The organism is Streptomyces nodosus (assembly GCF_008704995.1).
Classification (GTDB): domain Bacteria; phylum Actinomycetota; class Actinomycetes; order Streptomycetales; family Streptomycetaceae; genus Streptomyces; species Streptomyces nodosus.
On record NZ_CP023747.1, the window covers coordinates 4,184,231 to 4,209,596 of the forward strand.

The following is a 25,366-nucleotide window of genomic DNA, read 5'->3' on the forward strand; positions in this document are numbered from 1 at the left end:
GTCAGCCCGGGACTCGCCCGTACACCCTGGCACGGGGAGAGATCCCCGGCCCGATAGACCTTAACGACTACTCGGGCAGCCGGAGTTCCAGGTCGGCACGGGGCGTGACGCCCTCCCGGGTGACGGCGGCGAGCAGATCGGCCACCGCGCCGTGGCCGGGGAGCAGGGCCTCCGGGTTCAGGTCGTACCACGGGGCGAGGACGAACGCCCGCTGGTGGGCGCGTGGGTGGGGGAGCGTCAGCACCGGGTCGTCGGAGACGGTGTCCGCATAGGTGATGATGTCCATGTCCAGGGTGCGCGCGCCCCATCGCTCGTCCCGCAGCCGGTGGAACGCCTCCTCCACGGCCTGGGAGCGCTCCAGCAAGGAGGAGGGGGGCAGGGTGGTCTTCACGACCACCACCGCGTTGAGGTACGACGGCTGGCTGCCCGGAGCGACGCCCCAGGGTTCGGTCTCGTACACCGGGGAGACCGCTTTGACGCGGACGCCCGGGGTGTCCTCCAGAGCGTCGATGGCGCCCTGGAGCGTCTCCAGGCGGTTGCCCAGGTTCGCGCCCAGGGAGATCACCGCGAGCTTGGGATTCTGCAGGGTGGTGTCGGCGGCGTCCACGCGCTCCACCACGGAGGCGGGCACCGGCTGGACGATCGGGTCGCTCTGACCCCCGGTGAAGAAGGCGGTCATACTCTGCTCCGGGTGATGGTGACGGTCACGTCGTCGAAGGGGACCGTGATCGGTGCGCCCGGTTTGTGGACGCAGACCTCGACCTCCTGGACCGGGGCGTGCTTGAGGCAGGAGAGGGCGATGCGCTCGGCGAGCGTCTCGATCAGGTCGACGGGATCCCCCTCGACCAGGGCCACGACCTCCTCCGCCACGACGCCGTAGTTCACGGTCCTCGACAGGTCGTCGTCGGCCGCGGCCGGTCGGGTGTCCAGACCCAGGACGACGTCCACGACGAAGGTCTGGCCCTCTTGGCGTTCCTCGGGGAACACACCGTGGTGCCCGCGGGCCTTCAGTCCGCGCAACGCGACACGATCCACGCCAATCACTCCTGCAGTCGTCGGTAGCGGCAGGTCCTCACCGAGTGCGGTCGGTACCCCGGACCCGACCGAATCTACCTGCGGGCACTGACAGCACCGGCTCACGGGGGGACGCGCCCGTGCGACATTCGGGAGGGGTTCATCGGGCGTTTCCCCACAGAACACGACACACTCCGGCACCTTGCCGGGTTTACCCGGAGGTAAGTGATTCCGGCCACTTGTCGGCCGCCTACCCACTCGGGGGCCGTCCACCCCCCTCAGGAGGACTCGTGGTCCTCGGCCGCGGCGGACTCGGACAGCACGGGCGAGGCGTGGTGCGCCCAGAGCTTCCAGCCGTCCCCGGTGCGGCGGAACACATTGGTGGCGACGACCAGCTGTCCGAGGAGCGGGCCGAGCTCGTCGCCGTCCTCGGGGGCCGGTCCGCCGCTGAGGATGTTCTCGGTGCAGGTCACCAGGGCGGTGTCGCCGGTCACGGAGACATGGACGTCGGTGAGGAAGAACTGGATGTAGTCGGTGTTCGCCATGATCAGCGCATAGGACCGCAGCACCTCGCCTCGACCGGTCAGCGCGGGCCAGCCGGGGTGGACGCAGGAGATCACCCCGGAGTCCGCGGGGTCGTGGTACTCCTCGTCGATGCCCAGGTCGGAGGGGGCGAGCCAGAGCGAGGAAAGCTCCTCGAAGTCACCTCGCTCCAGTGCCTCGTAGAAGGCGGTGTTGGCCTGTTCGACCTGTTCGACATCGGTGTGGGCCGTGCTCACCGGGCTCCTTCGACGGCGCGTGCGACCCGTACGGCGTCCGCGGTCGCGCGCACCTCGTGCACGCGCACGGCCCATGCTCCGGCCTGCGCGGCGAGCGCGGAGACGGCGGCCGTGGCGGCGTCGCGTTCCCGCGCGGGAGGGGGCGCGCCCTCGGGGCCCGCCAGTACGCGGCCAAGGAACCGCTTCCGCGAGGCGGCCACCAGCACGGGGTGGCCCAGACCGAGCAGGCGGTCGAGGTGGGCGAGCAGGGTGAGGTCGTGCCCGGCTTCCTTGGAGAAACCGAGCCCGGGGTCGACGACGATCCGGTCGGGGGCGATGCCGCCCTCCAGAACGGCTTCCACCCGCGCCCGGAGCTCGTCGGCGACCTCGGCGACCACGTCCTCGTACACCCCGCTGACATTGGCGCCCTCCAGGAGTCCGCGCCAGTGCATGACGACGAAGGGGGCGCCGGCGTCCGCGACGGCCGGGATCATCCCGGGGTCGGCGAGACCGCCGCTGACGTCGTTGACGAGGGCCGCGCCGGCGGCGAGCGCCTGTTCGGCGACCCGGGCGCGCATGGTGTCCACGGAGACCAGGACGCCCTCGGAGGCGAGGCCCCGGACGACGGGAACGACGCGCCTGAGTTCCTCCGCCTCGTCCACGCGGGAGGCGCCCGGGCGGGTGGACTCGCCGCCGACGTCGACGAGATCGGCGCCCTCCGCCACCAGATCGAGGCCGTGCTTGACCGCGGTGGTGGTGTCGAACCAGCGTCCGCCGTCGGAGAAGGAGTCGGGGGTGACATTGACCACTCCCATGACCGCGCAGCGGTCCCATGCCGGAAGGCCTGCCACCTGGCCGCGCCCGATCTTCGTGCTCATACGTTCAGCGTAGGCCCCCATGGGCCCGCCGCCCGGCTCCCGGGGCGGCCGGCGGCACCGCGGCCGTCCGGCGGCGCGGGCCTGGCGCCGCCGCACGGGCACGAGAGGCCCGCCCGGAGGCCGGACGGGCCGGGGCGCGCCGGGTTCGCGGCGCGGGCCTGTCGGCGATGTGGCCCGGTGACCGCTCGGGCGGAGCTGTCGCCCGGTTGCCGTGGATCGGGCTGCCCCCTTGCCGCCCCGTCGTGGCGGGGCGGCCCGGCACCCCGCGCGGTCAGGCGCGGCTGGTGGCGCTCATGCCGTGTTCGGCGGCTCCGTGGGAGGACGGGCGCGGGGCCGGGGCGGGGCGACGCAGGAAGCGGGGGAGGGGGAGGTTCACAAAGCCCTCCGCCTGCATGGCGGCCAGGCCGATGCGCGGGAGGTCCCGGGAGGAGGCGTACACCACGAAGCGGGGCTCCCAGCGCGGCTGGAACTTCGCGTTGAACTTGTACAGGGACTCGATCTGGAACCACCGGGAGAGGAAGACCAGCAGGCCCCGCCACGCCCGCAGCACCGGGCCCGCGCCGATCTTCTCGCCGCGCGCCAGAGCCGAGCGGAACATCGCGAAGTTCAGCGAGACGCGTTCGATGCCGAACTTCGGGGCGGCCCGGAGCGCGGCCACGATCAGCAGTTCGTTCATGCCCGGGTCCGCCGAGCGGTCGCGGCGCATCAGGTCCAGGGAGACCCCGTCCGTGCCCCACGGGACGAAGTGCAGTACGGCCTTGAGGTCGCCGTAGGGGCCCGCCTCGGCCTCGGCCCTTCCCTCTCCCGTCCCCGCCCTGCCCGAGGCGCCGGGGGCCACCCCGTCGACCCGGTGGGCCGTGGCGATCAGGCAGTCGCCGTCGGTCGGGTCACCGATGCGGCCGAGCGCCATGGAGAAGCCGCGCTCGGTGTCCGTACCGCGCCAGTCCTCGGCAGCGCGCCGTATGCGTTCCAGTTCGCCCTCGCCGAGGTCACGGACGCGGCGGACCCGGGTCTCGTACCCCGCGCGCTCGATGCGTTTCACCATCTGGCGCACGTTTCGCATCGCGCGCCCGGAGAGCGAGAAATCCGCGACATCCACCACCGCCTCGTCCCCCAGTTCGAGGGCGTCCAGTCCGGTCTCCCGGGTCCACACCTCACCGCCCGTCTCCGAGCAGCCCATGACCGCGGGGGTCCAGGAGTGGGCCCTGGCCTCGTCCATGAAGCGCTCGATGGCGCCGGGCCAGGCCTCCACATCACCGATCGGGTCGCCGCTGGCCAGCATCACGCCCGACACCACGCGATAGGTCACCGCCGCCTTGCCGCTCGGCGAGAAGACGACCGCCTTGTCGCGGCGGAGCGCGAAATGGCCGAGGGAGTCGCGGCCGCCGTGCTTCTCCAGCAGGGCCCGCAGGCGCACCTCGTCCTCCTCGGTGAGCCGGGCGGCCGGGTGTTCGGGCCGGAAGGCGAGATAGACGGTGGTGACCGCGGTCAGCAGGCCGAGCGCGCCGAGTGAGAAGGCCACCGTCCAGGAGGTGTTGCCGGTGTAGTCGACCGGGCCCTCGACGCCGAACATGCCGTACAGGACGTGCTCGATACGGGCGGACAGACTCGGGTTGCCCACCATGCGGTGCCGGTGGACGCTGACGATGATCAGGCCGAGCCCCAGGGAACCGGCGCCCATGAGCACGAAGTTGGCGAGCGCCCGCCAGCGGCTGCGCGGGTCGGGCAGGGCGTCGAACTGGCCCCGGTGGAGCACCAGCGGCAGCAGCAGCGCCAGCGCGATCAGCACCCCGATCACCGAGTGACGGTAGACGTACTCCGCCACCGCGCCCACCGGAAGCAGCGCCGTGGCCGAGCGCCAGGCCCGGCGCTTGCGGCGCCGCAGCCCATGGGCCAGGAGCAGCAGGAGGATGCCCACACTCAGCGACATGGCCGCCGCGAACGGGCCGAGCGAGCCCGGCAGGACCTCCGCCATGCGGTGCATACGGCTGTGCCGGAAGCGCGGGAAGACGCCCGCGGCGATGTCCAGGACTCCCACGAGCGTGCAGGCCCTGGCGATCAGTGCGGGTACGGCCTCCGGGCGTGGGCCGCGCAGTATGCGCCGTACCCTCGAATGCTCCGGAACCCCACTCGACATTTCCCCATCTATCCTGACAGACATCGCATCCCGTAGTTCTGCGAGAGACCTTGAGCCCGGTGCCGTTTCGGGCATCCGGCGACATTGCGCCCTCTAGGACGGTGTCTTGGGGAGAGAGGTTCACTCCCCATCACAAAGCCGGTTCAAAGCCGGAGGAAAGTCCGGGGCAAGCCCTCGCGAAGGCGCGGGGACGGCCCCATGGGTAGGAAAGCGCAGGCAGGGAAAAAGCCCATGGGTCTCACGAGCAACAAAGTGCTGGCGCTGGCGGTCGTGCTCGCCGGGCTGCTGTTCGTCGGCACGGTCTGGTACTGGCCACGGCTGGCGCGCCGCGGCTGGCGGCCCGTCAGCGGGCGGGTCGCGCTGCTGTTCGTCACCCAGCTCGCGGTCTTCGTCTCCGTCGGGGTGGCGGCCAACCAGGCCTTCGGCTTCTACGCCAGCTGGGCGGATCTGTTCGGTCAGGAGAGCGGGCAGGGCGTGGTCACCACCCATGGTGCGGCGCAGCTGGTCGGCGGTCCCCTCCAGGTGGTCGGCACCCGGGAGGTCGCCGTGCCGGGCGGGGCACGGCCGCAGACGGGTGGTCAGATCCAGAAGGTCGGCATCGTGGGCCGTACGACCCGTATCGCCACGCCCGCGTACGTCTATCTGCCGCCGGAGTACTTCCAGTCGCAGTACCGCTCGCGGACGTTCCCGGTGTCCGTGGTGCTCACCGGCTACCCCGGTACGGCCGAGGCGCTCATCAAGGGGCTGCACTATCCGCAGACGGCGCACGAACTGGCCAAGGACGGCAGGATGCAGCCGATGATCCTGGTGATGCTGCGCCCGACCGTGGCGCCGCCGCGCGACACGGAGTGCGTGGACGTCCCGGGCGGGCCGAAGACCGAGACCTTCTTCGCGCGGGACCTCCCCGATGCGGTCATGGCCCACTACCGGGTGGGCAGGAAGCCCGGCAGCTGGGGCATCATCGGGGACTCCACGGGCGGCTACTGCGCGCTGAAGCTGGCCGTGCACCATCCGGAGGTGTACGCGGCCGGGGCGGGCCTGTCGCCGTACTACAAGGCGCCGATCGACCCGACCACGGGCGACCTCTTCCACGGGGACAAGGATCTGCAGAACCGCGCCGACCTCTGGTGGTGCCTCAAGCACCTCCGGGCGCCGGACACCTCGCTGCTCGTCAGCACCAGTAGAGTCGGTGAGAGCAACTACCGGGCCACGCTGAAGTTCATGCAGCTGGTCCAGTCCAGGCGGCCGACCAGGATCGCGTCGATCATCCTGGACGGCGGAGGCCACAACTTCAACACCTGGCGGCGGGAGATCCCGGCAGCGCTGCAGTGGCTGAGCGGGCGGTTGAGCGACCGCTGAGCAGGTGAATGCGCGGTGATCCCCGCCCGGAATTCGGGGCAATCCGAAGAGGACCGGTGCCGTCGCGGAGCCGGTCCCCTTCGGCGTTGTCACCGGGACGATGCGGAATTCTCCCCGTGGGGTGCCGTCAAGTCCCTTTGTCGGCAAGGGAAACCGGACCGGAGATCCATGTCGGGCGCGAACTGAATGATCGTCAAAGAATCCTTCGACGGGGCGAGGAAGGCGGTCGCGGGTGCCGGAACGGGCGGTCCGGGCGCTGCCGGGGCAGGCGGCCCGGGCGCCGTCGTCATGGGCCGGTCGGGCGGTGGACGCGTCCTGACCTGCCGCGGTGTATCCGGGCCCGCGGGGAATACGCCGGATTCGAGATGTGCCGATTCGGGAGGTCGCCGTTCCCATTCCCGGCGCCCCCGGCGCGGTGTGAAGAGTTCGGTAGCCGTGTTTTTACCGGGTGGGGCACCATCATTCGCCTACGCGCGGTAAGTTTCTGGCCATGCCACGTGGACGTCACCGTCATTCCCCGCCCTTGCACCGGCTGTTGCCCCCTTCGGTGATAGCCGGCTTCTCGGTCGCCTGCGCCGTGGGGCCCTGGCTGTTCACGGAGCCGTCGCTGCTCCGTGGGCTGGCCGCGGGCGCCGCGGTGACGACGATCCTGGGCACGTTCGTCATGCGCCGCTGGGACCTGGCCGCGGGCAAGATCGTCGCCGACCTCGAGCGTGCGCGGGCGGGCGACGAGTGGCGCCACGAGGAGCGGGTCGCCGAGCTGGAGACCGAGCTCGAGGAGTCGCGCGAGCTGCGCGGCAAGCTGGAGCAGAAGCTGCGGGCCAAGCGCGCGGAGGTCACCAACCTGCGCAATGAGCACGCGTCCCTGCTGCGCCGCTACGCCACCGCGGAGACGGAGCGGGCGAGCGCCCTGGAGGGCCGCCGTCTGCTGGCCATCGATTCCCCGGCCCCGGCCCCGGCGCTGCCCGCGGGGGACACGGGGACGTCCGATGAGCAGCAGACCCCGGACCCCGTCGAGGAGGCGTCCGCCGCCACGGAGGCACCGGACGGCGGGGACGTCCCGGCCGCGGCCGAGCCGGAGCGGGACGCCGAGCGCGCGCCGTCGGCTCCGCGGGCGTTCTCCCCGGAGGGCTCCGTGCTCTTCGAGCGGGCCGGTTCGGCGCTGGCGCGGCTGGCCCCGGCCGACGGCGCGGCGTTGGAGGCCGTGGACGCCCGGGAGGACGCCGGAGCGGAGAACGACCCCGCGGAGGGGACCGCCGCCCCCGAGCCGAGCGGGACGGCGGGGACGGACACCGCCGCCGAGAACACCGACGAGCAGGAGCCGGACTCCGTCACGGAGGAGGACCGGACGGCCCCCGCCGCGGACGCCACCTCCCTGGACACCGTCCCGCAGGACGCCGGCCGTGCGGCCCCGGCCACCGCTGCCACGACCCCCTTCCCCGAGAACGACGGCTCCGCGGACGAGGCCGGGAACCCGGCCCCCGCCGAGCCCGGTGCCCCCGGGGCCGACGCCGGTGACCCCTCCGAAGCCGAAGCCGAGGCCGAGGCCCTGTCCACGGCGGTCGCCGTGCCGGAGCAGGAGGCCGTGCCGGCTGCTCAGGAACACCAGGCCGTACCGGAACCCCGGCAGCACGCCGGCCGGCCCGCGCACGCCACCGGCCACTTCACGGTGCCGACCGCCGTGGCCGTGGTGCCGCCGACTCCGCGCCGGCGCCCCACCGTCCAGGGCGGTTTCGACTTCTTCGGCACCCGGAAGCCGGAGGAGGACATGGCGTTCGCGCAGAACGAGACCCTCGCCGACGCGTCCGGCCGGGAGTCGCACGCGATGCACAAGGCCGAGTCCGAGTCGGGCTTCAAGCCCATGGACCCGCAGGCGCTCGCGGTCGGCCAGGTCATCGACCTGACGGCCCATGACGAGACGGAGCAGATCGACATCCAGGGGCTGCGCACCTCGGCGTCCTAGTGCCTGATGCGGCACCGGACCGCTCGGTGCAGACGAGGGGCGGCGGCACAGCTCGTGCCGCCGCCCCTCGTCGTGCGGGACCCGGCCACGGCACCGGTGCCGGCGCCGGCTAGGAGACCATCCACCGGTCGGGCCGGGCGTCCCGGCGTCCCGTGCGGGAGCGGTCCGCCTGCGCGTACAGCAGCGCCGCCGCCTCCCCGGCGTCCCGCAGACGCGCCGTGACCGTGGTGTTCGCACCGGTGTCCACGAGCACATCGGCGACCCTTCTGAACCGCTTCCAGGGGCCCTGCCGCAGCCGTACGCTCTGCACCTTCGCGTGCGGCACCAGGGCCAGGCTGCGGTGCAGCAGGCCGTGCCGGGCGGCGAAGACCGCGTCGGTGACGGCGAGACCGTGGCCGCGCCACCAGAAGGGCAGGCACCAGGCGGCGCGGCGCGGAGGCCGGGACAGGGAGGCGGGCACGGTCACCCCGGGCAGCACCCGGGCTATCACCGCCTCGGCGATCTCGCGCGGGGCGACCGGCACCAGGACCGAGCGGGGCGAGCCGGCCACGTCCAGCCTGACGCGCACCCATCCGCGCCGCCGCCACAGCAGCGGCTCCACGAGGTGGACGGCCTGCACCCGCCCCGGCGGCACCGTCTCATGGGCGCGGTCGAGCAGCCCGTGGTCGATACGGAGCCCGTCCGGAGACTCGCTCACCGTCCAGTCGTAGGCGTCGGCGAAGCGCCCCGCACTCCTGGTGAGCGCCCCGCCGAGCAGCGGCAGCCCGAGGGCGAGCACCGTCCAGAGGTTGTGGGTGGCGGCCCACACCAGCGGCGGCACGGCGAGCGCGGCCGCCGACGAACCCCAGGTCGTGCCAGAGAGCAGCAGGGAGACGGCCAGCATGCGCGGCGGCACCCGCAGCAGCAGCCGGGCCGGTGCCTCGCCGACCTCGTGCGCCGTCTCGGGGGCGAAACCGGCCGCGCGGGCGAGGAGTTCGGCCCGCAGGGCCCGCGCCTCGGCCTCACCGAGATAGGCGAGCTCGTCCTTGTCGCCGGTGCCGACGACATCGAGTTTCAGCTTGGCGACACCGGCCACCCGGGCCAGCAACGGCCGGGTCACATCCACGGCCTGAAGCCGGTCCAGCCGGATGTGCGCCGTGCGGCGGAACAACAGTCCGGTACGTATGCGCAGTTCGGTGCCGGTCACCGCGAAGCGGGTGAACCACCAGCTCAGAAAGCCGTACACGCAGGCGACCAGGACGACCACCGTGAGTCCCAGGAGGAGGCGGGCCGCGGACAGGTGGGCCAGTTGCTCCCGTATCCGGCCCGGGTCGTGCACGGTCCAGCCCACGATCACCGTGACCGGTGCCCAGGCGCGCCGCAGCGGGGTCACGGGGTGCAGCCGCCGCTCGGCGACCGCCTGCCCCTCCTCCGCCGTGCCGGGCGTGCTCACAGCCCCGCCGAGCGGGCCTCGCCCAGTTCGGCCAGCCGGTCCCGCAGCCGTTCCGCCTCGGCCGGGTCGAGACCCGGAATCGTGGCGTCCGTGGTGGCGGCGGCCGTGTGCAGTTGCACGCTCGCCAGTCCGAAGTGCCGCTCCACGGGCCCCGAGGTGACCTCGACCAGCTGCATGCGCCCGTACGGCACCACGGTCTCCTCGTGCCACAGCACGCCCCGGCTGATCAGCAGGTCGTCGGCCCGCTCGGCGTACCGCCAGGAACGCCAGTTCCGGCCCAGCAGCACCCAGCCCACGGGCAGCAGCGCCGGCGGCAGCAGCGCCGCAAGGGCCCACGCGGATCCGGCGAACAGGGCGAGCAGCACCCCCACGACCACCGTCAGCAGTCCCAGCCACACCACCAGCAACAGGCGCCGCATCCGCAGCAGCCCCGGCGGCAGTCCCCTCCAGACGGGCTCGCCGTCCCACCCCGCAGTCCCCGTCTCCATGGCGCAAGCGTACGTAAGTCAGACTGTGTCCATGACTCCCAAGACGGAGACCACGGTCGGGATCGGCGGCGCCGCGGAGAGCACCGACATGGTGCTCAACATCGGACCCCAGCATCCCTCCACGCACGGCGTGCTGAGGCTGCGGCTGGTGCTGGACGGCGAGCGGATCACGCACGCGGAGCCGGTCATCGGCTATATGCACCGCGGTGCGGAGAAGCTGTTCGAGGCGCGCGACTACCGCCAGATCATCATGCTCGCCAACCGCCACGACTGGCTGTCGGCCTTCTCCAACGAGCTGGGCGTGGTGCTCGCCGTGGAGCGGATGCTCGGCATGGAGGTCCCCGAGCGCGCGGTGTGGATGCGCACCCTGCTGGCGGAGCTGAACCGGGTCCTGAACCATCTGATGTTCCTCGGTTCCTATCCGCTGGAGCTCGGCGGCATCACCCCGGTGTTCTACGCCTTCCAGGAGCGCGAGGAACTCCAGAACGTCATGGAGGAGATCTCCGGCGGGCGGATGCACTACATGTTCAACCGGGTGGGCGGCCTCAAGGAGGACCTGCCCGCGGGCTGGACCGACCGTGCGCGCACGGCCGTCCGCGCGGTGCGCTCCCGCATGGACCGGTTCGACGACCTGGTGCTCGGCAACGAGATCTTCCGGGGGCGCACCCGGGGCGTGGGCGTCCTCACCCCCGGGGCCGTGCACGCGTACGGGGTGAGCGGTCCGATCGCGCGCGCCTCGGGCGTGGACTTCGACCTGCGCCGGGACGAGCCGTATCTGGCCTATCCGGAGCTCCAGGACACGCTGAAGGTGGTCACCCGGCAGGAGGGCGACTGCCTGGCCCGCTTCGAGTGCCTCCTGGAGCAGACCCACAACTCGCTCGACCTGGCCGACGCCTGTCTGGACCGGCTGGCCGCACTGCCGCCCGGGCCGATCAACCAGCGCCTGCCCAAGGTGCTCAAGGCTCCCGAGGGCCACACCTACGCCTGGACCGAGAACCCGCTCGGCATCAACGGCTACTACCTGGTCAGCAAGGGCGACAAGACCCCGTACCGGCTCAAGCTGCGGTCCGCCTCGTACAACAACGTCCAGGTGCTCACCGAGCTGCTGCCGGGGACGCTGGTCGCGGACATGGTGGCGATCCTGGGGTCACTGTTCTTCGTGGTCGGCGACATCGATAAATAGGTCAAACAGGCCAAACGGGTCCCCGAGGGCGGCCGCCGGGATCCCGGCGGGCTGGAGCAGCCAGCCGAAGTCGCCGAGGCCGCCGGGCGCGGTGAGCTCGGCGGCGGCCCCGGCCCGGGCGAGGGCGCGCACATAGGCGGCCGGGTCGGTGGAGGCGAGCGCCAGCGGAGGGCGTGCGCCGGTGACTCCGAGGGCACGCAGCGCCGTGCGCTGGGTCACCAGGCGCGCCCCCGGCAGGGCGCAGGCGTCCAGGGCCACATGCGCGGTCAGATCGCAGGAGCCGTCCGGCACCGGCACGGTCTCCCGGCCCGCGCGGAATCCGGTGAGCGTCCCGAAGGGCGGCCGGGCGTCCGCGCGGTGCGCGTAGTCCACGGCGACGGCGAGCCCCCGGGCGACGGAGGAGACGGCGGCGGCCCAGGCGGTGTCGCGGGGCAGGCCGATCTCGGCACGGCCGCCCTCGGCGGTCGGCGGCCACCAGCGCTCCAGCCACTGCGCCTCGGCGCCCGTGACCGGCTCTCCCAGGCGCTCGGTGCCGTCCCGGCGCACCAGGACCCGCCGGGGCACACCGTCGGGCCCGGTCTGTGCGACCTCGACCGGCACATTGTCCAGCCACTCGTTCGCGAACAGCAGCCCGGTGCTCCCGCTCGGGGGTTCGTCCCGCCACTCGACCCGGGGATCCAGCCCCTCGGGCCGGCCGGCGATCTCGACGGCGCAGGGGCGCGTCCGGGCGGCGACGTCCTCGGGCAGGGCGTCCAGGACACCGGTGACCAGCTCGCCCCGGCCGGCCGTCATGTCGACGAACGCCAGCTCGGCGGGGTGCCCCAGCGCCCGGTCGACCCGGCACAGCAGCCGGGCCACCGCCACGGCGAAGAGCGGAGAGGCGTGCACGGACGTACGGAAGTGCCCCGCGGGTCCCTCGGGCCGCCGGTAGAAGCCGTCCGGCCCGTACAGCGCCTCCTCGGCCGCCGCCCGCCAGCCCCGCCACCCGCCGTCGTCCTCGTGCACCACGGGGTCAGGCTAGTGCGGTGACGTGCGCCCGGTGTGCGCACCCCGCGCCCCGCGCCCGGGGCCCGCGCCTCGCACCCGGGACGTCGCGCACCCGGGACACCGGGCGCCCCGCACCCTCCGGCACCTGCGGCATCCACCTTCCGGAGTACGCGTGTCCGCCCCGGATCGGCCCTCCGGTTGACTCATGCACACAGTGCGCTTCCCTACGCTGGGTTACGTGCAGCGTCTCTATGACTTCCTCCGCAGGCATCCCACCGGGGTCGACGGCTTCTGGGCCGTCGTCCTGCTCGGGCTCACCTGCATGGCGGCGGGCCATCATGGAATGCTCCTCAGAGGGCTCGTGGTCTCCGTCGCCCTGTGTGTGGTCGTCGCGCTGCGCCGCCGCATGCCCGAGAAGATGCTCGCCGTGGCCGCGGGTGCCGGCGTCGTCCAGGTGGTTCTCGACGTACCGCCGATGCCCGCCGACTTCGCCATGCTGGTGATCATCTACACGGTCGCCGCGAAAAGTACCCGCTGGGCTTCGCGCGCCGCGCTGATCGGTGGTCTGCTGGCCGGCTCCCTGGCCCAGATGCGCTGGCCGCAGCCGGGTGCCAGCCCCCTGGGCAATGTGGCGATAGCGGTCTTCCAGACCGTCCCCTTCGTCCTCGCCTGGGTCCTCGGCGACTCCCTGCGCACCCGCCGCGCCTACCTCGCCCAACTGGAGGAGCGCGCCGCACGGCTGGAGAAGGAGCGCGAGGCGCAGGCCAAGGTCGCGGTGGCCGCCGAGCGCGCCCGGATAGCCCGTGAGCTGCACGATGTGGTCGCGCACAACGTCTCGGTGATGGTGGTCCAGGCGGACGGCGCCGCCTATGTCCTCGACACCGCCCCCGACCAGGCGAAGAAGGCCCTGGAGACGATCTCAGGGACCGGCCGCCAGGCGCTCGCCGAGATGCGCCGGCTGCTCGGCGTGCTGCGCACCGGCGAGCACAAGGAGGCCGGCGAGTACGTACCGCAGCCCGACGTCGAGCAGATCGACGACCTCGTGGAGCAGTGCCGTCGCGCGGGGCTGCCCGTCGACTTCAAGGTGGAGGGCACCCCGCGCCCCCTGCCCAGCGGTGTGGAGCTGACGGCGTACCGGATCGTCCAGGAGGCGCTCACCAACACCCGTAAGCACGGCGGCCCCAACACGGGTGCGAGCGTGCGCCTGGTCTACTTCGACGACGGTCTCGGACTGCTGGTCGAGGACGACGGCAAGGGCGCCCCCCAGGAGCTGTACGAGGAGGGCGGCGCCGACGGCGACGGCCATGGACTGATCGGCATGCGCGAACGGGTCGGCATGGTCGGCGGCACCCTGGACGCGGGCCCCCGCCCCGGAGGAGGCTTCCGTATCAGCGCCCTGCTGCCGCTGAAGGCGGTCCACTGACCCGCCCCCGACCCCCGCACCCCGCCCGCCCCCGACACGTGTCCAGCCCACCGCCCGAAGGCCGACCGAAGGACCCGCCATGCCGATCCGAGTGATGCTCGTCGACGACCAGGTGCTGCTGCGCACCGGCTTCCGGATGGTCCTCGCCGCCCAGCCCGACATGGAGGTCGTCGCGGAGGCGGGCGACGGTGTCGAGGCCCTCCAGGTGCTGCGCTCCACCGAGGTCGACGTGGTCCTCATGGACGTCCGTATGCCGAAGCTGGACGGGGTGGAGACCACCCGGCGGATCTGCTCGGAGCCCCAGCCGCCGAAGGTGCTGATCCTGACCACCTTCGACCTCGACGAGTACGCGTTCTCCGGGCTGAAGGCGGGTGCCTCCGGGTTCATGCTCAAGGACGTGCCGCCGGGCGAACTGCTCGCCGCCATCCGCTCCGTGCACAGCGGCGACGCCGTGGTCGCGCCGTCGACCACCCGCCGCCTCCTCGACCGGTTCGCCCCGATGCTGCCGGGCGGCCCCCGCGAACCCCGGCACAAGGAGCTGGCGCGGCTCACCGACCGCGAGCGGGAGGTCATGATGCTGGTGGCGCAGGGCCTGTCCAACGGCGAGATCGCCGCCCGGCTGGTGCTGTCCGAGGCGACCGTGAAGACCCATGTCGGCCGCATCCTGACGAAACTGGGACTCAGGGACCGGGTACAGGTGGTCGTCCTCGCCTATGAGACCGGTCTGGTACGGGTGGGCGGACACGGTTGAGTCACCGCGCTCCCCACGCGTCACCCGCGCCCACTAGGGTCTGCGCATGCTCCTGTGGATCAACGGCCCCTTCGGGGGCGGCAAGACACAGACCGCCCACGAGATCCAGCGGCGGCTGCCCGGCAGCGTGATCTGCGATCCGGAACACGCGGGCTTCGGGCTGCGCCGTATGCTGCCGCCCGAGCTGCGCGGAGCCGGCGGCGGACGTGCGCTGGTCGGCGACTTCCAGGACCTGGCCTCCTGGCGGCAGGGCGTGGTCGAGGTCCTCGATCTGACGCTGAGCAGACACGACGGTGCGGTCATCGTCCCCATGACGGTCACCGACTCCGGGTACTTCGCCGAGACGGTCGGCCGGCTGCGGGAACTGGGCCATGACGTACGGCACTTCTCGCTGCTCGCCGAGCGGGAGACCGTGCTGCGGCGGCTGCGGGAGCGCAGCTACGGAAACCTTCTGCCGTACGCCGCCGGGAAGGGCTCCGTGCCACGCAGGGAGAGCTGGGCCGTCGAACAGCTCGACCACTGTCTCGAACAACTGTCGGAACCGGAGTTCGCCGAGCATCTGTGGACGGACCACTCCACGGTGCCCAAGACGGCGGACCGGATCGCCGTGCTCGCCGGGCTGACGCTCAGGCCCAACAACGAGGGCGCCCTGCGGACCCGGCTGCGGCAGGCGAAGATCGGCCTGAAGCACATCCGCTTCGACTGACCGCCGCCCGCATCCCCGACCTCTCAGGGCAACACACCTAGCGCAGGATCCCCTCCAGGAAGTCGCTTCCCAGCCGGGCCACCGCGGCCACATCCAGCTGGTGCAGGACATAGCGGCCCCGGCGGCGGGTGAGGAGCAGGCCCGCCTTCTTCAGGGCGCTCAGATGCCGGGACACCTCGGGTGCGCTCATGCCGTGGGTCCTGGCCAGCTCGCCCGTGGTGAAGGCACTGCGGGCCAGACTGCGGCACATACGCATGCGCACCGGATGGGACAGGGCGGCCATCCGCAGCGTCAGCTGCTCCACCGACGGCGGCGGCACCAGCTCCGGGGAGCTGACCGGGTAGTGCAGCGTGGGCTGCCAGCCGTACCGGTGCAGCACCATCAGATGCGGTCTGCCCAGGCTGGTCGGGACGAGTAGCAGCCCGCCGTCCACCGTGGCGGTACGGCCCTCGCCGAGCTTGTCGACCACGATCCGGCCCGCGGCCTCGTCGAGCCTCACCGAGGATGACACCGACGTCATCGCCTCGGCCAGGCCCTTGTGCCGCAGCAGGTCCGTCTTGTGGCGGACGTCCGCCGCGAGCTGGTGGCTCAGCCGGGACCAGGTGTCGGCGAAGAACGCCTCGTCGCAGTCCTCCAGGAACTGCCGCAGCCACGCCCGGGTGCTCGGCGGGTCGGTCAGCAGCCGCTCGCTGAACAGCAGCTGCCGGGGTCCGCGCGCGGCGGCCAGCTCCAGGGCGCGCCGGCCGGTGTCCGCGTCGGTGAGCGCGGCGGGGCCCGGTGCGCCGTAGGACGGCACGCAGGTGAACTCCAGGGCCGCGTCCACGAACTGCTCGTCGCTGAGCTTGTCCAGCAGGTCCAGGTCCTCGGCGAGGGTGGCACCGGGCAGCGCGCTCCGGCCCGGTATACCCGCGTACGGCAGGAAGAGGTCGGAGAACGTGGTGCGCCACAGAAAGTCCGCCTCGCACATACGGTCGGCGAGATGGAGGTCGAGGCCGGCGGTCACACCGGTCGCCCAGGCCTGCAGCCCGGGGTGGTGGCCCGGCTCGGACAGCGTGTGCAGGGCCATCCCGAGCTCGGCCAGCGGAGAGGTCACCGCGATGATCCGCTCCCGCCGCAGCCCGGTGATGTCGATGTGCACGCTCATGTCCTCATGGTGCACCCCGCCACCGACAACGCCGCCGGTCCGGCGGGCGGACGGCTGTGCGGCCCGCCCGCACCTCCGACGCACGTCCGGCACCCGGCGCCCCGCCCTGAGCCGACCGCCGCCGGGAGGGCCGGATCCGGACGGCGGCCGGCATCCGGAGCGCACCGTCATCGGCAGACCGGGAACGAACTGTCCGCGTGTCCGCCCCCTGGGGAAGCGGGCCGTCGCCGGCGGGGACACCGGCCGTCGGTGCATCGGGCCGTTCGTTCGGCCCGTCGGTGGCAGGGGCGGGCGTGGTCGGCATCTGGGGCGGCGTCGGCGGCCGGGACCGAGGCGTCCGCGTGTCCGCGGCCTGGGGGAAGCGGGTCGTCGTCGGCGGGGCCTCCGGCCGTCGGGCCTCCGGCTCGTCGGCGTGCAGGCTGTCGCGGCCGTCGGTGGCAGGGGCGGGTGCGGTCGGCATCTTGGGGCACGTCGGCGTCGGCAGGCCGGGACCGAGACGTCCGCGTGTACGCCCCCTGCGGGGAAGCGGGCCGTCGTCCGCCGGACTCTGCCGTCGGCCGACTGGCCCGTCGGTGCGCAGGCCGCCGCTGCCGTCGCGTCCGCCGGCGGCAGGGCCGGGTGCAGCCGGTCGCCCCCGCACACCGGGGCGCCGCAGGCGGCCGGAGGTGCCGGCCGCCCGTCAGGGTCCCGGAGGGGAGCCGTGTCGTGGCCGGTTCAGCCGCGGGCCGTGCCCGGCAGCCGTCGTACGAACTCGGCCACCGCCGTCTTCACCTCGTCCGCCGTCCAGCTCAGCCCCTCGGCCCGTACCGAGACCTCGGTGAAGGCCAGGCCCGGGCAGACGCCGTCCCAGTGGTCGGTGAACAGCAGGGTCCCGGTCTCCTCGCCCTGCCGCAGCGCGGCCTCCAGCAGGACCTCGGCGTCGTACGGCAGCCAGACCCGGAACTCATGGGTGTGCGGTTCGGCGGGGCGCACACGCGCCCACGGCACCCCGGCCGCCGCGAACCCCTCGTGCAGCGCGGCGGCGACCCTGCGCGCCTGGCGCACGTACTCCGGCAGCCGCGGAAGCTCCCGTTCCAGTCCGGCGAGGGCCGCGAGCACCGCCGGGAACTGCTCGAAGACCATGCCGCCGTAGCGATGCCGCCAGGTCCTCGCCTCCTCCATCAGGGTCCGGGGGCCGGCGACCGCCGCGCCGCTGTATCCGCCGAGGGACTTGTAGAACGACACATAGACGCTGTCCGCCAGGTCCGCGATCTCCGCCAGCGGGCGGCCGAAGTGGACCGTGGTCTCCCACAGGCGCGCACCGTCGAAGTGCACCACCGCGTCCCGCTCGTGCGCGGCGCGTACGACCTCGGTCAGCTCCTCGAAGGAGGGCAGGACGAAACCGGCGTCCCGGAGGGGCAGTTCCAGCATCAGCGCGCCGAAGGGCTCCTCGAAGTCGCGCACCTCGTCGGCGGTGGGCATCCGGGGCTCGCCGGTCAGCCGTACCGGACGCAGTCCGCCGACCTCGCTGAACGCGTTCCGTTCATGCACCTCGGGGTGGGCCAGCGCATGGAGGGCCACCGTGTTGTTCCCGGTGCGCCCCGCCCAGCAGCGCAGGGCCACCTGCTGGGCCATCGTGCCCGTCGGGAAGAAGACGGCGGCCTCCTTGCCGAGCAGTCCGGCGACCTTCTCCTCCAGCGCCGCGACGACCCCCGATCCATAGACGTCCGCGGTCTCGTCCAGGTCGTACAGGTCCTCCACGCCGTCCAGCAGCGCCAGCCGTTGCCGCAGCGTGCCCAGATGGCCCGGGCGCGCCAGCAGGCGTTCCGCGTTCCGCACGGCGGTGGCCCGTCGCTCCCGCCGCAGCCGCGCCGGGTCGTCGGAGGGGGAGCCGGCGGATGCCGCCGCCGGTTTCCCGTCCTGATCGTGCGCCCCGGCGGGCCCCGACGCGTCCCGTCCGGCCGCCGGCCCCTCGCCACGCTCTGTCGTCCGCACCATGCTCCCCACCGCTTCCGTCACGCCTGTCACGCCTGTCAGGTCCGTTCTCACGCCCGGACGATGATGCCGCGCCCCGTACCTCGGAGCACCCGCGCTTCCGTGCCGCTCGCCCGCGTGCGGAAACCCACAGCCTGTGCACGGCCCGCCGCCCGGGGAACCGATCGCGTTAACATGACGAGAAATCGTCCGGTACCCAGAGCGGACTGGAACGGGAAGGCCACCGTCGAGTGAGTACATTCCAGCAGCCCGAGCCCAAGGACCGCCCCGCGCGGCTCACCGTGGGTGTGGTCGGAGCCGGCCGGGTCGGCCCGGCGCTGGCTGCCTCGCTCCAGCTCGCCGGGCATCGCCCGGTGGCCGTCTCGGGGGTGTCCGACGCCTCCCGGCGGCGGGCGGCGGCGATGCTCCCGGACGTGCCGCTGCTCCCGCCCGCCGAGGTGCTCAGGTGCGCCGAGCTGGTCCTGCTGACCGTGCCGGACGACACCCTGCCGGGCCTTGTGGAGGGCCTGGCCGAGACCGGGAGCGTGCGGCCGGGGCAGCTGCTGGTGCACACCTCCGGGCGGTACGGCGTCAAGGTCCTGGAGCCCGCCCTGCGCGCCGGGGCGCTGCCGCTGGCCCTGCACCCCGCGATGACCTTCACCGGCACCCCGGTGGACGTCCAGCGGCTGGCCGGGTGCTCCTTCGGCGTCACCGCGCCCGAGGAGCTGCGGCTGGCCGCCGAGGCGCTGGTGATCGAGATGGGCGGGGAGCCCGAGTGGATCGCGGAGGACATGCGTCCGCTCTACCACGCGGCCCTCGCGCTCGGCTCCAACCATCTGATCACCCTGGTCGCCCAGTCCATGGAGCTGCTGCGCGCGGCGGGCGTCGAGGCCCCGGACCGGATGCTCGGGCCGCTGCTGGGCGCCGCCCTCGACAACGCCCTGCGCTCCGGCGACGCGGCCCTGACCGGCCCCGTGGCGCGCGGCGACGCGGGCACGGTCGCCGCCCACATCGCCGAGCTGCGCGGCCGCGCCCCGGGGACCGTGGCCGGCTATCTGGCGATGGCCCGCGCCACCGCCGACCGGGCCCTGTCCCACGGTCTGCTCAAGCCGGAACTGGCCGAGGACCTTCTCGGGGTACTCGCCGACGGCACCGACCTGCCCGAGAACGGGGAAGACCGATGAGCCGTCGCACGTTCGAACTGGCCCCCACGGTGGACGACCTGACGTATGTGCGCGACCACCACGCGGTGCCGGGCCGCACCGCCGTCGTGATGACCATGGGCGCCCTGCACGAGGGCCACGCCGCCCTGATCAGGGCGGCCCGCGACCACGTCGGCGCCCGGGGCTTCGTGATCGTCACGGTCTTCGTCAACCCGCTGCAGTTCGGCAAGGGCGAGGACCTGGACCGCTACCCGCGCACCCTGGAGGCCGATCTGAAGGTCGCGGAGCAGGCCGGCGCCGACGTGGTGTTCGCCCCCTCCGCCGACGAGGTCTACCCGGGCGGCGAGCCGCAGGTGCGGATCGCGGCGGGCCCCATGGGCGAGTGCCTCGAAGGGGCCGTCCGCCCAGGACACTTCGACGGCATGCTCACGGTCGTCGCCAAGCTGCTGCACCTCACCCGCCCCGATGTGGCCCTGTACGGGCAGAAGGACGCGCAGCAGCTCGCCCTGATCCGCCGGATGGTGCGGGACCTGAACTTCGGCGTGGAGATCGTCGGCGTTTCCACCGTGCGCGAGGGCGACGGACTGGCCCTCTCCAGCCGCAACCGCTATCTGTCGCCCCCGGAGCGGCACACCGCGCTCGCCCTCTCCCGGGCCCTGTTCGCGGGCCGCGACCGGCACGCCGCCCAGGAGGCCCTGCGCGCCCGGGCCCTCGAAGTGCCCGCCACCCATGCGCGCGCCGAGGCCCTCAGCGCCCTCGGGGAGTCGCGGGCGGCCGCCGACGCGCACGCCGTCGCCAAGGCGGCTCCCGGCGGTCCCGCCGCCGTCCGCGCCGCCGCCCGGCTGGTCCTGGACGAGGCCGCCCATCTGGACCCGCCCCTGGTCACGGACTATCTGGCGCTGGTCGATCCCTCGGATTTCACGGAGATCCCCGACGACTTCACCGGCGAGGCGGTCCTGGCCGTCGCCGCCCGGGTCGGCACGACCCGGCTGATCGACAACATCCCCCTGTCCTTCGGGGCCCCCGAGCCCGTAGACCCCCACGGAGCCGACACGTGACTCGTACAGGCATACGACTGCATGCGCCCGCACCGGGCTGGTCGCTCTCCGCGGACGTCGTGGTCGTCGGCTCCGGAGTGGCGGGCCTGACCACGGCCCTGCGCTGCGAGGCCGCCGGCCTGACCACGGTCGTCGTCACCAAGGCCCGCCTCGACGACGGCTCCACCCGTTGGGCGCAGGGCGGTGTCGCGGCGGCCCTGGGCGAGGGCGACACCCCCGAACAGCACCTGGCGGACACGCTGGTGGCCGGCGCGGGCCTGTGCGACGAGGAGGCGGTGCGCATCCTGGTCACCGAGGGCCCGGACGCCGTACGCCGGCTGATCTCCACCGGAGCCCACTTCGACACCGACGACGAGGGCGGCATCGAGCTCACCCGGGAGGGCGGTCACCACCGCCGTCGCATCGCGCACGCGGGCGGCGACGCGACCGGCGCCGAGATCTCCCGGGCGCTGGTCGAGGCCGTACGCCCGGTCCGCAGGGGCGAGCACGAGGCGCACCCGGACAGGAGCGGCGGCGGGCGACGGGCGGGCGTGCGGACGATCGAGAACGCGCTGGTCCTGGATCTGCTCACGGACGCCGAGGGCCGCACCGCCGGGGTGACCCTGCATGTCATGGGCGAGGGCCAGCACGACGGTGTGGGCGCCGTGCACGCGCCCGCCGTGGTCCTCGCCACCGGCGGCATGGGCCAGGTCTTCTCCGCGACCACCAACCCGTCGGTGTCCACCGGCGACGGAGTGGCGCTCGCGCTGCGCGCCGGTGCGGAGGTCAGCGACCTGGAGTTCGTGCAGTTCCACCCCACCGTGCTGTTCCTCGGCCCGGACGCCGAGGGCCAGCAGCCGCTGGTCTCCGAGGCGGTGCGCGGCGAGGGCGCCCACCTGGTGGACGCGGACGGGGTGCGGTTCATGCTGGGGCAGCACGAACTGGCCGAACTGGCGCCCAGGGACATCGTCGCCAAGGGCATCACGCGCCGGATGCAGGAGCAGGGCACCGAACACATGTTCCTGGACGCCCGGCACTTCGGGGCGGACATGTGGGAGCAGCGCTTCCCGACGATCCTCGCCGCCTGCCGCGCCCATGGCATCGACCCGGTGACCGAGCCGATCCCGGTCGCCCCGGCCGCCCACTACGCCTCCGGAGGCGTCCGCACCGACTCCCGCGGCCGGACCACCGTGCCGGGCCTCTACGCCTGCGGTGAGGTCGCCTGCACGGGGGTGCACGGCGCCAACCGGCTCGCCTCCAACTCCCTGCTGGAGGGCCTGGTCTACGCCGAGCGCATCGCGGCCGACATCGCCCGGGAACGGGAGCGTGGCGGACTGGAGAGGCGGGTGCCCGAGGCCGTCCCGTACTCCGAGAAGCCGGCCCACCCGCTGCTCGCCCCGGAGGACCGCTTCGCCGTCCAGCGGATCATGACCGACGGTGCCGGGGTGCTCAGGTCCGCGCAGTCCCTGCGCCGGGCCGCCGACCGTCTCCAGCGGCTGCACGGCGACGCGCGGGACGCCCTGGACCAGAACGGCAAGACCTTCGAGCCCGGCGTCGACACCTGGGAGACCACCAATCTGCTGTGTGTGGCCCGGGTGCTGGTCGACGCCGCCCTCCTGCGCGAGGAGACCCGCGGCTGCCACTGGCGCGAGGACCACCCCGACCGCGACGACACCGCCTGGCGCCGCCATGTCGTCGTCACGCTGCACCCGGACCGGACGCTGGCCGTCCGCACCACCGACGGCGCAGACTTCCCCCCGACCCTCCCTGACGCCCTCGGCTCCGACCGAGGGGCAGGGCGGACACCCCCTCCCCACCCCCAGGAGCAGTGACAGAAGTGAGCACCCCGGACCTTCCCCTCGTCCCGAGCGGCGGCTGCGGCGACGGCTGTGCCTGTGGCGCGGACGGCGACGAGGAATACCTGGAGTGCGGGCTGGACCCCGCGCTCGCCCAGATCCTGGCCGACGCCGGACTCGACCCGGTGGAGGTCGAGGACATCGCCAACATCGCCGTCCAGGAGGACCTGGACCACGGCGTGGACGTCACGACGGTCGCGACGATTCCCTGGGACGCGGTCGCCACGGGTGACTTCACCGCGCGAGAGGCGGGCGTGGTGGCGGGCCTCCGGGTCGCCGAGGCGGTCATCTCGGTGGTCTGCGCGGACGAGTTCGAGGTCGAGCGCCATGTGGACGACGGCGACCGGGTCGAGGCCGGCCAGAAGCTGCTGACCGTCTCCTCCCGCACCCGCGATCTGCTCACCGCCGAGCGCAGCGCGCTGAACATCCTGTGCCGGCTGTCGGGCATCGCGACGGCCACCCGCGCCTGGGCGGACGCCCTCCAGGGCACCAAGGCGCGGGTCAGGGACACCCGCAAGACCACCCCGGGCCTGCGCTCCCTGGAGAAGTACGCGGTCCGCTGCGGCGGCGGGGTCAACCACCGCATGTCCCTGTCGGACGCGGCGCTGGTGAAGGACAACCACGTGGTCGCCGCGGGCGGGGTGGCGGCGGCCTTCCAGGCGGTCCGCGACATGTTCCCGGACCTGCCGATCGAGGTCGAGGTCGACACCCTGCACCAGCTGCGCGAGGTGGTGGACGCGGGCGCCGATCTGATCCTGCTGGACAACTTCACCCCGGGCGAGTGCGAGGAGGCGGTGGCCGTGGTCGACGGCCGTGCCTTCCTGGAGGCGTCGGGCCGGCTGACCCTGGAGAACGCCGGGGCGTACGCGGAGACCGGCGTCGACTTCCTGGCGGTGGGGGCGCTGACACACTCCTCCCCGATCCTGGACATCGGCCTGGACCTGCGAGCGGCGGAGTAGGCAGGGCCCATGCTGCTGACCATCGACGTAGGAAACACCCACACCGTCCTGGGCCTGTTCGACGGCGAGGAGATCGTCGAACACTGGCGCATCTCCACGGACGCGCGCCGCACCGCGGACGAACTGGCCGTGCTGCTCCAGGGCCTGATGGGCATGCATCCGCTGCTCGGCGAGGAACTGGGCGACGGCATCGACGGCATCGCGATCTGCTCCACGGTCCCGTCCGTGCTGCACGAGCTGCGCGAGGTCACCCGCCGCTACTACGGCGACGTCCCCGCGGTCCTGGTCGAACCCGGCATCAAGACGGGCGTCCCGATCCTGATGGACAACCCGAAGGAGGTCGGCGCCGACCGCATCATCAACGCGGTCGCGGCGGTCGAGCTCTACGGCGGCCCGGCGATCGTCGTGGACTTCGGCACCGCCACGACCTTCGACGCGATCTCGGCGCGCGGCGAGTACACGGGGGGCGTGATCGCCCCCGGCATCGAGATCTCGGTCGAGGCGCTGGGCGTCCGGGGTGCCCAGCTCCGCAAGATCGAACTGGCCCGTCCGCGCGCGGTGATCGGCAAGAACACGGTCGAGGCGATGCAGGCGGGCATCGTGTACGGGTTCGCGGGCCAGGTGGACGGGGTGGTGAACCGGATGTCCCGGGAACTGGCGCGGGACCCGGACGACGTCACCGTCATCGCCACCGGCGGGCTCGCCCCGATGGTGCTGGGCGAGGCGGCGGAGATCGACGAACACGAGCCCTGGCTGACCCTGATCGGCCTGCGACTGGTCTACGAACGGAACGTCTCCCGCAAATGAGTGCGCGCCCCGCGCCCCGGTACGGGGCGCGGGGTGAGTTTTCGGGGGCGCAGCCCTCCGAAAAGGGGCGCGGGGAACTGCGCGACCAGCCCCCCACGGCCCGCACCCGCGCCCCCACAACCCCTCTCGAGCTCGTAGGCGCCCGCACCATGCGTACCGTCGCCCCCACCTGAGGGAACCCAGGAGCGACACGGCAGGCCGATCGGCCGGTTTTGTCCGATTAGCGGTAGCGTCACCGCATGCCCACGCCATACGGATCCCGCGGCGGCCTGGCGTTCGGCGCGGAGGAGCTGAGTGTGCTCCGCCGTGCCCTCGCCCTCGCCGTCCACCCCCGCACCGCTTCCCCCGAGGACGTCAAGGACTGCCTCCGCCTCGCCGAGTCCGTCGACGAAGCGCTGCGCGAGGGCGCCCGCCTGCGGGCCTTCCTGCTGGCGGACCTCGCGCGCTACCGCGCCGCGCTCCCCGGCGCCGCCACCGGCTACCTCGCTCTGCTGGGCGACGCCCTCCGGGCCGGCTACCGCCCGGTCCCGGACGACCTGGCCGCGCTGCGTGTCCTGCGCGGCACCCGGGGTGCCGGCGCCCTCCTCGACCACTGCCGCCGGGCCCCGGCCGAATCCGGCGGACGCGCCCGCCCCACCGCCCGCAGGGCGGCCATCCCTGCCTCCCGCACTCGTCTCACGGTGTTCCCGGGCGGCCTGGCGAGCGGGGAGGAGCCCACCGAGAAGCCGGCCCGCAAGCCCGCGGACAAGCCCGCCGACAAACCGGCCGAGGGCCCGGGGAAGCAGCCCGCCCCGCGGCCCGGGCCCCGGTCCCCGAGGCCGTCGCGCCCCATCCCCACCCCCGGCGAGGTCTTCCCGCCGAAGCGGAAGCCCGGGCCTCCGCAGGCGCAGCGGCAGCTCGCCGTCGGCTGACCCCGGGCGTGGCGCGCCATGTCCGCCGCAACCTCCCCCGACCCCGGGGACTCCGACCCGACCGGGATCCATCGGACAGGCCCTGGCTACTCTGGACTCATGGACTACGTCTCCGCACTTGTGCCGCCGATCGTGATGGCCGTGTTCTTCGGCGGGCTCATCAGGGTGATCGTGAAGACCCAGGGCGGCGCCAACAAGGCCAAGGAGGACGCCGTCGTCGACGCGGCCCTCGCGCACGCCGAGGCCGCCCCCCGCGCCCGGGACGCCGAGGCCTGATCCGCCCCTCCGGTCGCCCGGCGCCGTCGGCGCCCGCCGCGCCATCACGGCGTACGACTCGCACACCCGCTTTTCGAGTCGTACGCCCTTTTTGTCGTTCCATATGACCTAAGAGCTTTGAACAAAAGTGGGGCCCGGCGGGCGGCGCCCGGCACGCACGCTCGCCGCGTTGCCGGAAGGC

At 73.2% G+C, this 25,366-nt stretch carries 23 protein-coding genes; 13 read left to right on the forward strand and 10 right to left on the reverse strand.

Translation table 11 applies throughout. The features are described from left to right. Window positions 1-67: 67 nt before the first annotated feature. The 5 genes from folK to CP978_RS18940 all read right to left on the reverse strand — a co-directional run bounded on the left by folK (window position 68) and on the right by CP978_RS18940 (window position 4,787). Window positions 68-679, reverse strand: a complete 612-nt coding sequence (gene folK, locus CP978_RS18920; protein WP_043442606.1) for a 2-amino-4-hydroxy-6-hydroxymethyldihydropteridine diphosphokinase — start codon at window positions 677-679, stop codon at window positions 68-70. Continuing rightward, entirely contained in the window at window positions 676-1,035 is a 360-nt protein-coding gene (gene folB, locus CP978_RS18925) for a dihydroneopterin aldolase (protein ID WP_043442609.1), read from the reverse strand. Before folB ends, folK begins: the two co-directional genes overlap by 4 nt. A 257-nt stretch (window positions 1,036-1,292) precedes the next feature. Next, the gene (locus CP978_RS18930) at window positions 1,293-1,793 is read right to left on the reverse strand and encodes a nuclear transport factor 2 family protein (RefSeq protein WP_150478249.1); all 501 of its coding nucleotides are present in this window, start codon (window positions 1,791-1,793) and stop codon (window positions 1,293-1,295) included. Further along, window positions 1,790-2,650 (reverse strand): dihydropteroate synthase, encoded by an 861-nt coding sequence (gene folP / locus CP978_RS18935; RefSeq protein WP_043442613.1) that lies wholly within the window; start codon window positions 2,648-2,650, stop codon window positions 1,790-1,792. Before folP ends, CP978_RS18930 begins: the two co-directional genes overlap by 4 nt. Before the next feature lie 271 nt (window positions 2,651-2,921). Beyond that, the gene (locus tag CP978_RS18940) at window positions 2,922-4,787 is read right to left on the reverse strand and encodes a phosphatidylglycerol lysyltransferase domain-containing protein (protein WP_043442614.1); all 1,866 of its coding nucleotides are present in this window, start codon (window positions 4,785-4,787) and stop codon (window positions 2,922-2,924) included. Between the two features lie 231 nt (window positions 4,788-5,018). On the opposite strand from CP978_RS18940, the gene CP978_RS18945 reads away from it, so the two are divergent. Both CP978_RS18945 and CP978_RS18950 read left to right on the forward strand, forming a co-directional pair. Next, entirely contained in the window at window positions 5,019-6,146 is a 1,128-nt protein-coding gene (locus tag CP978_RS18945; RefSeq protein WP_043442616.1) for an alpha/beta hydrolase, read from the forward strand. A 490-nt stretch (window positions 6,147-6,636) separates the two neighbouring features. Continuing rightward, window positions 6,637-8,109: a hypothetical protein gene (locus CP978_RS18950; RefSeq protein ID WP_052454180.1), complete on the forward strand. Its 1,473-nt coding sequence runs from the start codon at window positions 6,637-6,639 to the stop codon at window positions 8,107-8,109. Between the two features lie 109 nt (window positions 8,110-8,218). Here the strand turns inward: CP978_RS18950 and CP978_RS18955 are convergent, their stop codons facing one another. Further along, window positions 8,219-9,541 (reverse strand): PH domain-containing protein, encoded by a 1,323-nt coding sequence (locus tag CP978_RS18955; protein WP_043442619.1) that lies wholly within the window; start codon window positions 9,539-9,541, stop codon window positions 8,219-8,221. Next, window positions 9,538-10,029, reverse strand: coding sequence for a PH domain-containing protein (locus CP978_RS18960; RefSeq protein ID WP_043442621.1), 492 nt, complete (start codon window positions 10,027-10,029; stop codon window positions 9,538-9,540). The genes CP978_RS18955 and CP978_RS18960 overlap by 4 nt, the downstream gene beginning before the upstream one ends. Window positions 10,030-10,060: 31 nt before the next feature. Between CP978_RS18960 and CP978_RS18965 the strand changes: the two genes are divergently transcribed. Next, on the forward strand, window positions 10,061-11,212 hold the full coding sequence (locus tag CP978_RS18965; RefSeq protein ID WP_043442624.1) for an NADH-quinone oxidoreductase subunit D: 1,152 nt from the start codon (window positions 10,061-10,063) through the stop codon (window positions 11,210-11,212). Here the strand turns inward: CP978_RS18965 and CP978_RS18970 are convergent. Beyond that, window positions 11,177-12,217, reverse strand: a complete 1,041-nt coding sequence (locus CP978_RS18970; protein WP_376697994.1) for an SAM-dependent methyltransferase — start codon at window positions 12,215-12,217, stop codon at window positions 11,177-11,179. The two genes, CP978_RS18965 and CP978_RS18970, sit on opposite strands and share 36 nt — an antisense overlap. 220 nt (window positions 12,218-12,437) lie before the next feature. On the opposite strand from CP978_RS18970, the gene CP978_RS18980 reads away from it, so the two are divergent. The 3 genes from CP978_RS18980 to CP978_RS18990 all read left to right on the forward strand — a co-directional run bounded on the left by CP978_RS18980 (window position 12,438) and on the right by CP978_RS18990 (window position 15,079). Continuing rightward, window positions 12,438-13,622, forward strand: coding sequence for a sensor histidine kinase (locus CP978_RS18980; protein WP_043448950.1), 1,185 nt, complete (start codon window positions 12,438-12,440; stop codon window positions 13,620-13,622). Between the two features lie 79 nt (window positions 13,623-13,701). Further along, window positions 13,702-14,373 (forward strand): response regulator, encoded by a 672-nt coding sequence (locus CP978_RS18985; RefSeq protein WP_043442630.1) that lies wholly within the window; start codon window positions 13,702-13,704, stop codon window positions 14,371-14,373. A gap of 46 nt (window positions 14,374-14,419) precedes the next feature. Next, window positions 14,420-15,079: an AAA family ATPase gene (locus CP978_RS18990; protein WP_043442634.1), complete on the forward strand. Its 660-nt coding sequence runs from the start codon at window positions 14,420-14,422 to the stop codon at window positions 15,077-15,079. Window positions 15,080-15,116: 37 nt separating this feature from the next. Here the strand turns inward: CP978_RS18990 and CP978_RS18995 are convergent, their stop codons facing one another. Beyond that, window positions 15,117-16,223: a DUF5937 family protein gene (locus tag CP978_RS18995; protein WP_043442638.1), complete on the reverse strand. Its 1,107-nt coding sequence runs from the start codon at window positions 16,221-16,223 to the stop codon at window positions 15,117-15,119. A gap of 714 nt (window positions 16,224-16,937) precedes the next feature. Then, complete coding sequence (locus tag CP978_RS19000; RefSeq protein ID WP_043442640.1) at window positions 16,938-18,200, reverse strand: threonine aldolase family protein; 1,263 nt, start codon at window positions 18,198-18,200, stop codon at window positions 16,938-16,940. 227 nt (window positions 18,201-18,427) lie between these two features. Here CP978_RS19000 and CP978_RS19005 point away from each other — a divergent pair, with 227 nt between their 5' ends. The 7 genes from CP978_RS19005 (at window position 18,428) to CP978_RS19035 (ending at window position 25,185) form a co-directional block, all read left to right on the forward strand. After that, entirely contained in the window at window positions 18,428-19,360 is a 933-nt protein-coding gene (locus CP978_RS19005; protein WP_043442642.1) for a Rossmann-like and DUF2520 domain-containing protein, read from the forward strand. Beyond that, window positions 19,357-20,397, forward strand: a complete 1,041-nt coding sequence (panC, locus tag CP978_RS19010; protein ID WP_079162214.1) for a pantoate--beta-alanine ligase — start codon at window positions 19,357-19,359, stop codon at window positions 20,395-20,397. The genes CP978_RS19005 and panC overlap by 4 nt, the downstream gene beginning before the upstream one ends. After that, entirely contained in the window at window positions 20,394-22,208 is a 1,815-nt protein-coding gene (locus CP978_RS19015; RefSeq protein WP_052454181.1) for an L-aspartate oxidase, read from the forward strand. The genes panC and CP978_RS19015 overlap by 4 nt, the downstream gene beginning before the upstream one ends. A gap of 5 nt (window positions 22,209-22,213) precedes the next feature. Further along, window positions 22,214-23,191: a carboxylating nicotinate-nucleotide diphosphorylase gene (gene nadC / locus CP978_RS19020; RefSeq protein ID WP_043442644.1), complete on the forward strand. Its 978-nt coding sequence runs from the start codon at window positions 22,214-22,216 to the stop codon at window positions 23,189-23,191. Window positions 23,192-23,200: 9 nt separating this feature from the next. Then, on the forward strand, window positions 23,201-23,998 hold the full coding sequence (locus CP978_RS19025) for a type III pantothenate kinase (protein ID WP_043442647.1): 798 nt from the start codon (window positions 23,201-23,203) through the stop codon (window positions 23,996-23,998). Window positions 23,999-24,237: 239 nt separating this feature from the next. Continuing rightward, complete coding sequence (locus CP978_RS19030) at window positions 24,238-24,909, forward strand: hypothetical protein (protein WP_043442649.1); 672 nt, start codon at window positions 24,238-24,240, stop codon at window positions 24,907-24,909. A gap of 99 nt (window positions 24,910-25,008) precedes the next feature. Continuing rightward, window positions 25,009-25,185: a hypothetical protein gene (locus tag CP978_RS19035; RefSeq protein ID WP_043442651.1), complete on the forward strand. Its 177-nt coding sequence runs from the start codon at window positions 25,009-25,011 to the stop codon at window positions 25,183-25,185. Window positions 25,186-25,366: the final 181 nt, after the last annotated feature.